Raw genomic sequence first — 12,472 nt, 5'->3', positions numbered from 1 at the left:
GGGTCAGATTGACCCCGACACGGTGCCACCGTGCGACGACCGTCTCGTCCCGGAGGAATCATGGTTGCCGGCACCACAGCTCCCGCGGTCGGCGGCATGTCCGTCGACTTCCCGCTGTACGACGCCGACGAGCACTACTACGAGACCGTCGACGCCTACACCCGCCACCTGCCGGCCGAGTCGCGCGGCGCCATCCGCTGGGCGCAGATCGACGGGAAGCGACGGCTGCTGGTCGCCGACCGGCTCTGGACGATGAACGCCGACCCGGCGTTCGCCCGGGTGGGGGCACCCGGCGTGCTGGGCGACTTCTTCCGCGGGATCAACCCCGAGGGCAAGAGCGTCGCCGAGACCGTCGGCAACCAGATCCAGGTCACCGACGACGTGCCGCCGTACCGGGACCGCGAGAACCGGCTGCGCACCCTCGACGAGCAGGGGGTGGCCGCCACCCTGATGTTCCCGACCTCCGGCGTGGGCATGGAGCAGGCGCTGCGCGACCGTCCCCGCGACCTCTACAACGTGGTCGGCGCCTTCAACCGGTGGCTGGAGGAGGACTGGGGGTACGGCTACCAGGACCGGATCTTCGGCGCGCCGCTGATGTCCCTGATCGATCCCGACCTCGCCGTCGCCGAGCTCGAGCGGGTCCGCGACGCCGGCGCCAAGTGGGTGGCGATGGTCCCCGGGCCGGTGCGGACCGGCCCGCTGTCGTGGTCCCCAGGCGACGTCCGCTTCGACCGCTTCTGGGCGACGGCGGCCGAGGCCGGCATCGTGGTCGCCTACCACGGTGGCGACTCCGGCTACCAGTGGATCGGCGAGAAGTGGGGCGAGCGCCCGTTCAGCGGCGTCGAGGCCGGCCCCTTCGCCGACGTCCTCGAGATGCACATCGAGCGCCCGACGTACGAGACGCTGGCCGCGCTGGTCTCGCACGGCGTCTTCGACCGCCACCCCACCCTGCGGGTCGCCACGATCGAGGTCGGCTCACGCTGGGCGATCGAGCTGCTGTTCCACATGAAGAAGGCCTACGGCAAGTACCCCACCAAGTTCCGCCGCGACCCCATCGAGTCGTTCACCGAGCACGTCTGGATCGCGCCGTTCTACGAGGACGACATCGTCGAGCTGCGCGACACCATCGGCGCCGACCACATCCTGTTCGGCTCGGACTGGCCGCACCCGGAGGGGCTGCGCATGCCGGTCGACTACCTCCACGACATCGCGGTGCTCTCGCCGGAGGAGCAGAGGCAGATCATGAGCGACAACCTCAGGGGGTTGCTCGGCCTCTGACGGCGCCCCGGCACCGGCTCGGCGTCACGGTGCACGGTCACGACGCGGAGGCGGGCCTTCGGGTTGGGTCTCCAGCCACCGCCGGACCTGCGCGTACACCCGCGGGTGGTTGGGCAGGTCGACGTGGTGCAACCGGCCGGGCCGGTGGACGTGGTCGTGCGGGAACGCCAGCCGGTCGTCGTCGCCGGAGTCACCGCTCGCACTGCGGGGTGGCACGAGCAGGTCGCCCAGGAGGTGGGCGGTCCGTGCCGTCTGGTCGGCGGCGACGGTGGCCAGGACGACGAGGTGACGAGCCCCGTCGTGCAGCGGTACGTGCGGGTGCCGGCGGGGCACGGGGTCGTCGAGGTCGCGGTCGGCCCAGTCGTCCTCCACGAGCGTTCCGCGGCGCAGGTCCGTGATTCCGACGCTGCGGGCGGCCAGCAGCCCGGGTCCACGGCGCGGCGGCCCCGGCTCCGCCGCCGACCTGGTGCAGGGCGCTGCGCGCGACCAGCCCGCCCATCGAGTGGCCGACGAGGACCAGGTCCTGCGCGGCGACCGGCCAGGCCTCGAGCAGCCGACCCAGCAGGTCGGCGAGCCGGCGGCCGTTGTCGGAGACGTGCAGGCCGGTGTTGTACCGGAAGAAGACAGGGTCAGGCCGAGGTCCTGCTCGAGCAGGGTCCGCTAGGTGACCCCCCGCCGGTGGCGGTGGCGTTCGGACGCGTGGACCAGGCGCTGTCGGTTGTCGGTCAGCCCGTGCAGGAAGACGACGAGCCGACCGGACGCCCCGGGGAAGGCGGCGGCCAGGGCGTCGCGATCGACGGGCACGGCCGCGCCCGCCCGACGGACGGTCATCGTGGTGGCGGGGGCCGGCGTCTCCCGGTCGAGCAGGTCCCCGTGGGCGCGGTCGAGGACGGCCAGCGCGACGGGCGCGGCGGGGACGCGTCGAGCGGGCGGCCGTCCACCTGCGGGGACGCGAGGGCGCCGACGGCGAGGGCACCGGCGTGCAGCGCCGTCCCCACCGCCCGGTGGGTGAGGGCGGCGATGCCGTCGTGGATCGCCCGGACGGGCCGCGCCGCCGGACCCAGCCAGGCGAAGGCGCGCTCGGCGATGCCGCTGTGCAGCACCCGTGCGCACGCGAGCTCCTCGGGGCGGAGAGGCGGGGTCGGGCGAAGGCGCCGACGCCGGTGACGTCGCGGCCGACGAGAAGGACGTCGAGCTAGGTGCAGGACTCGATGAGCCGGACGACCACGTAGGCCGGCTCATGCGGATCCATCGGCACGTCCAGCCGACCGGCCGCCGTCTCCTCCCGCAGCAGCTCCTCGATCGCCCGCAACCGCCGCGGCTGGAAGCCGGAGGCCCGGTGGGTGAGCAGATGCATCGCCGGCTCGGCGTGGCCGGCGAGCCGGTGCTGCATCCCGGGGCTCGCGATCCCGGGGCTCGCGCCGCGGCCCCCGTGCCGGCCCGGACGCGACCCGGCCCCGTCGACGGGACGTCGACGGGGCCGGGTACGCACGGCGCGGGAGTCAGCCGCCGAGCGCGTAGATCCCCTCCGTGTCGAGGACACGGAAGTTCGAGAGGGCAGCGTCGGCGTCGGCGTCGGCGATGAACCCGGCCGTCGAGCAGACGTTGGGCGACAGGTCCGGCAGGGCCTGCCCGTTGCACTGGAACTCGGCGCCGCCGCCCACCGGGTACGCGGTGGCCGGCATGGCCTGGAGCGCGGCGAGGATGCCGGGCGCGGTCAGGTCCGTCGCCTCCGACGCGTTGACCGCTCGGACCATGCTCAGCATGCCCTGGTAGCCACTGATCGACTGCGGAGTCGGCTCGAGTCCGTCGCCGTACTCGTCCAGCACGGCCTCGAAGAGCTGGAACTCCTCGTCATCGGGCTCCTGGACCGACTGGCTGATGATCTGGACGCCCTCCCAGCCGCCCGGGATGCTGGCACCTGCGTCCGGCCCGATGCAGCGGTCCAGCGCCATGACCGGCTTGTCGATGCCGAGGGTGCGGATCGCCTGGAGCGCGCTGGTGCAGAAGGTCGGGTCGCCGAGGAGGTAGTACATCCCCGGGTCGTCGTTCTCGGCGGCCTGGACCTGCGGCGTCATGTCGGGGGTGCCGGGGGCGATCGGCACGACCGTGGCCGAGCTGCCGGCGTTCTCGAAGAGCGTCGGGGCGAGCGCCCGAGCCGGGCCGCTCGCGCCCGGCACGTCGATGACGATGATCGCAGCGCTGTCGATGCCCTCTTCACGGGCGTAGGCCGCCGGGACACCGTAGGCCGACACGGGGTTGGACCAGACGAAGACGCCCGGCGTGCCAAGCGCAACCTGCGACGACACCAGGTTGACGCCGGCCGGGATGCCGGCGGGGGCCACGGACTGGAGCACCCCGTCGATCTGCCCGGTGGTCCCGGCGGCGACCGCCGCGACGTCCTCGCTGATGAACTGGTTGCCGCACTCCTGGGCGCCGGCCGGCGTGTTCTTGTCCTCGCAGATGACCAGCTCGATCGGACGCCCACCGAGGCCGCCCAGACGCTCGTTCGCGTACGCCACGACGGCTTCGGCAGCCGCGATCTCGTCCGACGTGTCAATGGCCTGGGTCTGCCCGGTGCTCACCCAGCCGATCTTCACGGGTTCTCCGGAGGCGGCGTTTTCCTCTCCCAGCAGATCGGTGTTGCCCCCGCCCGAATCGCCTCCGGAGCTCCCCCCGTCGGAGTCGTCGTCGCCTCCGCACGCACTCATGACCAGTACGGCAGCCGTCAGCACGGCCGGCACCGCAAGGCGTGTACGACTCCGTCTCGCAAGAACGCGCATCTGCTTCTCCTTCGGAGGGACTCTGTGGGCCGCCGTCCCGCTCGCGAGCGTCGCGGTCGAGCACCGTGTCGTGGATCAGGGGGTGCTGCGGTTGAACCGGGAATCAGTTAGATATCTACACCCAAAATGCAGGCGTGCGTCCCGGTGCGCGGTCATCGTGACGATCCTGTGACTTGGCTAACAACGAGCCGACGGTTGGGGCACGGCGGCGAGTCGTTGCCCCTCACGGGCGACTCCCTGACCGGGAACCGCCGGCCGCCGGGCTCACCGCCGTGTGCACCGCCGTTGGCCACCCCGTGCCGATGGGACGAGGTGGCAGCGGCGCCCTGACGGGCACCGAACGGCGCACGCGTCAGGCGGGGAAGCTGACCGTCTTGGTCTCGAGGAAGTCCTCCAGACCCTCGGGACCCCATTCGCGGCCGAGGCCGCTCTGCTTGTACCCGCCGAAGGGCGACTCGACGTCGAACCACTGCGCGCCGTTGACCGCGATCGTGCCGGTCCGCAGGCGGTCGGCCACTCGCATCGCCCGATCGACGTCGCCGCTGTACACCCCGCCGGAGAGTCCGTAGGGAGAGTCGTTCGCGATCCGCACGGCGTCGTCGTCGTCGTCGAAGCCGACGATCGCGAGCACCGGCCCGAAGATCTCCTCCTGTGCCAGCCGGCTGCCGGCGGGGATGTCCGCGAAGACGGTCGGCTGGATCCAGAAGCCGCGGTCGAACTGCGTCGCCGGCCCCCCACCGGTCACCAGCCGGCCGTCGGCCTTCCCGACCTCGAGGTACCCCAGGATCTTCTCGTGCTGGGTCCGGTTGATGACCGGGCCCATCATGGTGCTGGGATCGGTGGGATCGCCGTACTTCAGCTGGGACAGCACGCCTGCGGCGATCTCGGCGGCCCGGTCCATGAGCGAATACGGCACGAGCAGCCGGGTCTGCAACGCGCACCCCTGTCCCGCGTGCATGCACGCACCGCCCGCGGTCATCGCCACGGCGAGCTCCAGCAGGGCGTCGTCCAGCACGATCGCCGCGGACTTGCCCCCCAGTTCCAGGGATACCCGCTTGACGGTCTCGGCGGCGTTGCGCATGATCCGGCGCCCGGTGGCGGTCGACCCGGTGAAGGTGATCTGGTCGACGTCCCGGTGCGTGGTCATGAGCTCGGCCACCGCGTTGTCCGACGTCGTCAGGACGTTCAGGACGCCTGGCGGCAGGTCGGTCTCGGCCGCGGCAGCGGCCAGCAGGGTCCCCGACCACGGCGTGTCGGGTGCGGGCTTGAGCACCACCGTGCAGCCGGCCGCGAGAGAGGCGCCGATCTTGGTCAGGTTCAGCTGGAACGGGTAGTTCCACGGCGTGATCGCCGACACCACTCCGGCGGGCTCCTTGCGGATCACCCGCCGAGCGGAGCCACCCATGATCTCCTTGGACGGGAGCGACCGCGTCCACTCGAATTCGCCGATCATGTCGGTGTAGTAGGAGAGGTTCTCGATCGGCCCGTCGACCCCGATCCCCATGGCGAGGGCGACCGGCATGCCCACCTCGGCCGTGTGGGCACTGCGGATCCGCTCGACGTCCTTGCGGAGCTGGTCCTGCAGCTGCCGCAGACAGTGCTGCCGGAAGGACACGTCGGTGGCCCACCGGCCGTCGTCGAACGCCGTCCGCGCGGCGGTGACCGCTCTCTCGACGTCCTCCTGGCCGGCGTCCGGCGCCGTGCCGATCACCTCTTCGGTGGCCGGGTTGATGTTGTCGTACTCGCGGCCGCCGGTCGCCTCGACCAGCTCTCCCGCGATGAGCATCCGCTGCCCGCTGATGTTCATGGAACCCTCTCGTGCACGAGCGATGTGGGTGACGACTCGATGAGCCATCCGGGTGGATGCGCGCCGACGGTTCCCCGACGGGCTGCGCCGCAGGTCAGCTGGGCGGTCCCTGGGGGAACTTGAGCAGCGACCCCGCATCGACCCGGATGTTCTGGCCGGTGACATAGCGAGATTCCTCGGAGGCCAGGAACAGCACGAGGTTGGAGATGTCGACCGGTTCGACGTACGGGATCGGCATGGCCTGGAACATCGCGAAGGCCGGTTCGACGTCCTCGCGGGTCGGCTTCTCGAGGTCTGGCCGGAACATGGCGTAGAGGCCGTCATTGTGCAGCAGGTGAGTATTGACGTTCGTCGGGTGGACCGCGTTGACCCGGATGAATCGCGGGGCGAGCTGCAGCGCGAGTTGCTCCGTGTACTCGACCAGTACCCGCTTCGCCCAGCCGTAGCCGGCACTGCCGGGACCCATCATCGGGTTGTCCGTGGTGTTGGGCATCATCGCCGCTGTCGACCCGGTGATGACGATCGCGCCGCGCTCCGGCAAGTGCCGCAGCCCGGCGGCGACGCTGTTCAGCACGCCGATCAGGTCGACGTCGACGGCGTCGACGAAGTCCATCGGGTCCGGGTGACCCATGGCCATGGGCAGGATCCCCGCGTTCGCGACGATCGCGTCGAGCCGCCCCAGCTCGGCGACGCCCGCCTCGACGGCCGCGGTCAACTCCGCACGCTCGCGCACGTCCGCCACTCGCCCGACGACGCGACGGTCGAGTCCCTCGACCAGGCGCACGGTCTCGGCCAGGTCCTCCTCGGTCGCCAGCGGATAGGGATTGGACTCGATCTGCCGGCAGATGTCGACGGCGATGATGTCGGCACCCTCCTGCGCCAGCCGGACCGCGTGCGACCGACCCTGTCCGCGAGCCGCCCCGGTGATCAGGGCGACCCTGCCTTCCATGCGTCCAGCCACTGAACGCTCCCTTCTCCAACGATGCGTGGTTCTCGACCGGTCCGGTGCGCGGGTGCGCCGACCCGGGAGCGTGCGGAGGCCCGAGCGGCGGGCGGTGTAATCAGCTCAATCCGCTGACTGTTCGGCACGGTAAGCCAGTGATCCGGCTCACGTCAACGGGTGAACCTACGCCGCGTAGGTTTACGTGGTCGCCGTGGTCAGGTCAGCTCGATCGCACGCTCGGGACAGTTCGCCGCGCCGCGCCGCGCCGCCTCCTCCTGGCACGGCGGGACCATGCCGTCGCCGCGGACGCGGCCGTAGCCATCGTCGTCGTCCTCGAAGACGTCGGGCGCGACGGTGTAGCACAGCCCGTGCCCCACGCAGCGGTCGGAGTGGATCTCGACCCTCATCCCGCCCCACCGGCCGGGAACCGCAGCCGCAGCGACTCGAGCTCGAGCGTTCCCCGTGGCCACTTGACCCTCGGGGTGGTACCGGGAGCGACCTCGTAGGACGGGATGCGCTTGTGCCACTCCTCGTAGACGATCGCCATCTCCAACCGGGCGAGGTGAGCGCCGAGGCACCGGTGCACGCCCAGCCCGAAGCTGGCATGCGGGTTCTCGCCGCGGTGGAAGTCCATGACCAGCGGGTCCCGGCGCAGCGCCTCGTCCCGGTTCGCGACCGCGAGGTAGGCCGACACCATCGAGGCTTCGGGCACGGTGTGGCCGTCGACCACGGCGGCCCGCGTTGTCACCCGGGGGGTGAAGGGAGCCGGCGGATCGAGCCGGACGAGCTCCTCCACCGCGGCGGGCACCAGACCGGGGTCGCCGGCCAGTTCGCGCTGGTGCTCCGGCGACTTGGCCAACCGCTCCATCCCCATGCCCAGGGCGCCGGTCACGGTGTCCAGGCCCGCCAGGACGAACAGGAAGCAGAGTCCGACGACCTCCTCGTCGGTCATCGCGTCGTCGCCCTCGGCGCACAGGAGCGCGCTGAGGATGTCCTCACCGGGCACGCCGCGGCGACGGGCGACCAACTCGCCCAGGTAGGTGAACAGCGCGACGGCGTGCCCGGCGTCGGCGTCCTCCTTGCCGGCACCCTGCGGGTCCGACTGATCCAGGATGGCGTCCTTCCAGACCAGGAACTGGTCCAGGTGGTCCATGGGCAGGCCGAAGAACGTCAGGAAGGTCTGGACCGGGAACGGAACCGCGACGTCGGCGACGAAGTCGCACTCCCCGCGCTCGACGAGCGGTTCGATCAGGTCCACCACGTGGCGGCGCAGGACCGGCTCCAGCGGGCGGATCGCCCGGGGACTGAAGAAGGGCTGCAGGATCCGGCGGAAGCGGGTCTGCTCCGGGGGATCGAAGGTCAGCGGCGGCATGGGGATGGGACTGTTCAGCGCGTCGAACGCCCGCTTCGACGAGAAGACGTCGGGATGCCGCAGCACCGCCTCGACGGTCCGCTGACTGGTCACTGCGAACGTGGCGTCCAGGGCGATCGACTCCCCCTGTTGCCGGATCAACTCCCAGGCGAGGTCACGGTTCTCGGCCATTGGCAGGTCGTTCACGTTCACCCGGCAAGCCCTTCGTCGAGGCGGATCTTCGGAGGTCGCGGCGCGGTCGGCGACCGCGCCTCCGAGGCGGCGGTCCGGTCAGGACCGGGCGCTGGCCGGGGACGCTAGGGGGTGATCCACGTCACGTCAATGAACAAACCTACGGTGCGTAGGGCGGCGGCCGGCGGTACGTTGGCGTACGCCGGTCTCGTTGAGGTCCGCTCGCCATCGGGCGCACCAACCGGCTACGAAAACCGCCGCCGGAGCGATGAGGGGAGGTCGACGACGTGACCAGGCCGCGGTTCTCGCGCGCCGACGTCGTCACCGCCGGTGTAGCGATCACGGCCGAGCGCGGGCTGTCCTCTTTGACGCTCAACGCGGTCGCCGAGCGGCTCGGGGTACAGCGCCCGTCGCTCTACCACCACCTGCCCGGCGGGGTCGACGAACTACGGAATGCCGTCATCGACGCCGTCACGGCGGTCGAGCCGGCGGAAGACGACGAGGCCGAGGCAGATCTCATGGCCACGGAGGAACGATCTCTGCGCCGCATGGCCGTGGCGATGGGGCCGTTTCCCGACGTCATCGCCTATCTGGCCACCGAGGGCCGCGACGGCCACCGGCCGCTCCAGGAATCCGACCGGCTGGCGCGGCTGCTGCTGGCTCAGGAACTCGATACGTCCCCGGCCGAGGCATTCGTCATCGCCCACGCCTACCTGGTGGGATGGATCTGTGCGCTCCGGCAGGACGCCGGGGCCGCGGAGACCGCCGGAATGCCCGTTCTCGCCCAGGTGCTGCGCGACGCGGAGGACCTGGATCGCGGGCAGGTGCTGATGCGCGGGTTCCGCGCTCTGCTGGCTGGGCTGGGGGCGTCGCCCGGAAGCCCGCCGAACGACGTGCCGACAGCGGCAGAGGACGACGCCGCCCCCTGAACTGCGCGGACGGACAGCAGATCAGCGGGGCACCCGAGGACCCCGCGCCGAACACCTCTGCGGGCTCTCCCGCACCAGTGACGGACGACGTCGCCGACGACAGCAGCATTCTCATCGCCAGAGGCTGCGATACAAGATCACAAAGGGTTACAGACCCGTGAATAACGGTGCTGCAGGCGCGCGTCAGCGCGGGGCGGGCGAAGCCCGTCCGCAGTAGTTCTGCAGTTGTCCTTCAGGCGGCCGGGTCGAGGACGACGGTGTGCCCGAGCCGCTCGAGCTGAGCCACCAGCCGGCGGGCATGCGCCTCGTCGTTGCGGCGGGCCAGCCACTCTGGGCCGAGATCCTGGTAGGGCTCGTCGCGGGTGAGCATCCAGTAGGCCGAGACCAGGATCGAGTGGCCGACCGCGAGCTGGGCGCGCGCCATGCCGCGCCGGCTGGTGAGCCGGGCGTGTTGGGCGGCCAGGTAGTTGGCGCCCTTCATACGCCCCACCGAGCCGGCGGCCTCGACCAGCATCGCGGTCAGCCACTTGTTGCCGTGCGGCGGGCGGACCGGATACCGCTTGCCCGCGGACTCCCGCGTTCCCGGAGCCACCCCGGCCCAGGAGGCCAGGTGCTCCGGTGTCGGGAAGCGGGACATGTCCGCGCCGGTCTCGGCGATGATCACCTGGGCGACCTTCTCCCCCACCCCCGGAATGGTCTGCAGCAGCTCCAGCTGGTGCGCCCAGGGCTCGAAGGCGGCGGTAATGACCGCGTTCAGCTCGGCCAGCGCCGTCTCGATCGCCTCGATCCGGCCCAGCATGCTCCGCGCGAGCTGAGCGTGCTGGGCGTCGAAGTGCCCGGTCAGGGCCTCGGTCAGGGCCGGGATCTTGCGGCGCATCTTGCCCTTGGCCACCTCGGCCAGCGCCTGGGGATCCTGCTCGCCGGCGATCATCGCCGCCAGCATCGCCCGCGCCGAGGCCGTGGTCAGGCTCGAGGCGACCGAGGACAGATTGATCGAGGCGTCCGTGCGCCACGAGGCGCTGATGTTCGAGTGGAGGTGAGAGACCACCACCGCTGACCCTGTCGTGGCAGGGCGGTGTAGCTGAGGGCAGCTCGCCCCGGAAGGTGCCGGGGCGGGTGGGAGCAGCCCTGACAAAGCCGGGACGGATCAGCACTGCCAGATGGTTCGGGTCCGGCGAGCGTGATGGGAAGGAGTACGCGAGGAACCCGCGCTATTACGTCTCTCAAGTGTCTACCGGCTTTCAATCTGGCGGATATGGGCCGGGAGCGGTGCGCAACCTGTCGGGCGCTCATTGGGGTCCGGCAGGAACAACTTCTAGGCGGGTATGGATGCGCCTGCCGGGAGGTCATGGTGAATGTCCACGGCGTAGCCATGACGATGCCGCAGGGACAAAGTGGGACTCCTCCCCCGTCGAACGAATATCAGTGAACGTGGGAACCGTTCCGGTCCTCACCCCCTTTCTGTGCGGCCGGCACGGCGCAGGGGTTGGGTTCACCGTTGACCGATCGGGTCGGAACGGGGCGGAGCCGCCGTAGTACTCCGAGCCGGGGAGAGCCCGGCACATGGGAAAGGGCGGCAGCGGAAACGAGAAGACAAGGACACTGTGATGCCGAAAGATCCACCCGTGAATGCGGGTGGCTCGGCCCTCGGGAGTGATCCTCGGGACCGGGTATCGGGAATGCAGGCCAAGCTTCACCGTTGGGCGGTGGCCGATCCTGGCCGCCGGTTCGACGACCTGTTCAATCTCGTGCACGATCCGGCGACGCTGCTCGTGGCGTTCGGCCGGGTCGCGGGGAACAGCGGTCGGAACACTCCCGGCGTGGACGGCTGGACCGTCGACGCCGTTGAGCAGACGGTCGGCGTTCCCGGGTTTCTGGACGACCTGCGGGCACAGGTCAAGGGCGGAACGTTTCGCCCGATGCCGGTCCGTCAACGGTTGATCCCGAAGGGCCATGGCTCGGGAAAGCTGAGAAGTCTCGGCATCCCCACCGTCGCCGATCGGGTGGTCCAGGCCGCGTTGAAGTTGGTGCGGAACCGATCTTCGAGGCCGACTTCCAGCCGGTCTCCTACGGGTTCCGGCCGAACCGGCGGGCCCACGACGCGATCGCCGAGATCCAGCTGTTCGGCACCCACGGCTACCGATGGGTGTTGGACGCCGACATCGAGGCGTGTTTTGACCGGATCTCGCACACCGCCCTGCTGGATCGGGTTCGGCTGCGGGTGAAGGACAAACGGGTCGTGGCGTTGGTGAAGGCGTTCCTCAAAGCCGGGATCCTGACCGAACTCGGCGAGAAGCAGGACACCCCCACCGGCACCCCGCAGGGCGGGATTCTGTCGCCGCTGCTGGCCAACATTGCCCTGTCGGTGCTCGATAAGCACCTGCACCGGCCGTGGCAGCCCGGCGGCGCCATGTCCACCCGCTCTCGACGCGAGCGACGTCGGGCCAAGGGGCTGCCGAACTGGCGGATCGTCAGATACGCCGACGATTTCGCTGTGCTCTGCGACGGCAGCCGTGACCACGTCGAAGCCTTACGAGAAGACATCAGCGGCGTGTTGGCGACCATGGGCCTGGCCTTTTCCGAGGCCAAGACCAGGACCGTGCACATGTCCGAGGGGTTCGATTTCCTGGGCTTCCACATCCACTGGAAACGCAAACGGGGATCGAACACCTGGCACGCCTACACCTTCATCGCCAAGCGGCCGATCCGGTCGCTGAAGGCGAAAGTGCGCGCCCCGACGAACAGGACGTCACAGCAGTCCCCGGCGTCCGTGCTGGTCCGACTCGGACTCATTATGCGCGGATGGTCCACCTATTTCCGGCACGCCGTCAGCAAACACACCTTCTCGACCCTGGCCACGTTCACATGGCATCGGGTCGCGTCGTGGCTGATGGCGCGGCATCGCTGGAGGTGGACGGAGTTCCGCCGACGATTCACCGGCCCCGGCGGCCGGTGGCGACCATTGTCGGCGGACGGGAAAATCCTGTTCAACCTGGAAACGGTCCTGGTGACCCGGTCCGCTACCGAGGAAACATCCCGACTCCCTGGGCGCTGATCCCCGCATAGCGGCAGCCTCCGTGGAGAGCCCGTTGCGGGCTCTTCGTACCTGCGGTGGGTGTGAGGGACTCGCGCGTGTGAGTTGAGGCCGGGATGGGGTCGAGGCCTTCCAAGATCGGAAGCGACCAAGCT

At 70.3% G+C, this 12,472-nt stretch carries 12 protein-coding genes; 3 read left to right on the top strand and 9 right to left on the bottom strand.

Features of this window, described 5'->3' with window-relative positions; all coding sequences use genetic code 11:
• Positions 1–96 precede the first annotated feature (96 nt).
• Positions 97–1,278: an amidohydrolase family protein gene (locus ACK586_RS08160; protein ID WP_409329964.1), complete on the top strand. Its 1,182-nt coding sequence runs from the start codon at positions 97–99 to the stop codon at positions 1,276–1,278.
• Positions 1,279–1,302: 24 nt separating this feature from the next.
• Here the strand turns inward: ACK586_RS08160 and ACK586_RS08155 are convergent, their stop codons facing one another.
• The 8 genes from ACK586_RS08155 to ACK586_RS08120 form a co-directional block, all read right to left on the bottom strand.
• Positions 1,303–1,650, bottom strand: coding sequence for a hypothetical protein (locus tag ACK586_RS08155; protein ID WP_409329963.1), 348 nt, complete (start codon positions 1,648–1,650; stop codon positions 1,303–1,305).
• Between the two features lie 455 nt (positions 1,651–2,105).
• Positions 2,106–2,381, bottom strand: a complete 276-nt coding sequence (locus ACK586_RS08150) for a hypothetical protein (RefSeq protein WP_409329962.1) — start codon at positions 2,379–2,381, stop codon at positions 2,106–2,108.
• Between the two features lie 92 nt (positions 2,382–2,473).
• Entirely contained in the window at positions 2,474–2,770 is a 297-nt protein-coding gene (locus ACK586_RS08145) for a QsdR family transcriptional regulator (protein ID WP_409329961.1), read from the bottom strand.
• 10 nt (positions 2,771–2,780) lie between these two features.
• Complete coding sequence (locus ACK586_RS08140; RefSeq protein ID WP_409329960.1) at positions 2,781–4,022, bottom strand: ABC transporter substrate-binding protein; 1,242 nt, start codon at positions 4,020–4,022, stop codon at positions 2,781–2,783.
• A 391-nt stretch (positions 4,023–4,413) separates the two neighbouring features.
• Positions 4,414–5,868, bottom strand: a complete 1,455-nt coding sequence (locus ACK586_RS08135; RefSeq protein ID WP_409329959.1) for an aldehyde dehydrogenase family protein — start codon at positions 5,866–5,868, stop codon at positions 4,414–4,416.
• Positions 5,869–5,962: 94 nt separating this feature from the next.
• A complete protein-coding gene (locus tag ACK586_RS08130; RefSeq protein WP_409329958.1) occupies positions 5,963–6,829 on the bottom strand; it encodes a mycofactocin-coupled SDR family oxidoreductase in 867 nt (288 codons plus the stop codon).
• A 197-nt stretch (positions 6,830–7,026) separates the two neighbouring features.
• A complete protein-coding gene (locus ACK586_RS08125; protein ID WP_409329957.1) occupies positions 7,027–7,218 on the bottom strand; it encodes a ferredoxin in 192 nt (63 codons plus the stop codon).
• A complete protein-coding gene (locus tag ACK586_RS08120; protein ID WP_409329956.1) occupies positions 7,215–8,369 on the bottom strand; it encodes a cytochrome P450 in 1,155 nt (384 codons plus the stop codon). Before ACK586_RS08120 ends, ACK586_RS08125 begins: the two co-directional genes overlap by 4 nt.
• A 272-nt stretch (positions 8,370–8,641) precedes the next feature.
• Between ACK586_RS08120 and ACK586_RS08115 the strand changes: the two genes are divergently transcribed.
• Positions 8,642–9,283 carry a TetR/AcrR family transcriptional regulator gene (locus tag ACK586_RS08115; protein ID WP_409329955.1) on the top strand — a complete coding sequence of 214 codons (642 nt, stop codon included), beginning with the start codon at positions 8,642–8,644 and terminating at the stop codon, positions 9,281–9,283.
• Positions 9,284–9,515: 232 nt separating this feature from the next.
• Here the strand turns inward: ACK586_RS08115 and ACK586_RS08110 are convergent, their stop codons facing one another.
• Entirely contained in the window at positions 9,516–10,331 is an 816-nt protein-coding gene (locus ACK586_RS08110) for a transposase (RefSeq protein WP_409329954.1), read from the bottom strand.
• 990 nt (positions 10,332–11,321) lie between these two features.
• Between ACK586_RS08110 and ACK586_RS08105 the strand changes: the two genes are divergently transcribed.
• Entirely contained in the window at positions 11,322–12,338 is a 1,017-nt protein-coding gene (locus ACK586_RS08105) for a reverse transcriptase domain-containing protein (RefSeq protein WP_409330061.1), read from the top strand.
• The last annotated feature ends 134 nt before the right edge of the window (positions 12,339–12,472 follow it).

This window comes from Trujillonella humicola, assembly GCF_046233715.1.
In the GTDB taxonomy this organism is placed as follows: domain Bacteria; phylum Actinomycetota; class Actinomycetes; order Mycobacteriales; family Geodermatophilaceae; genus Trujillonella; species Trujillonella humicola.
This window is presented reverse-complemented; position numbering and strand designations above follow the sequence as displayed.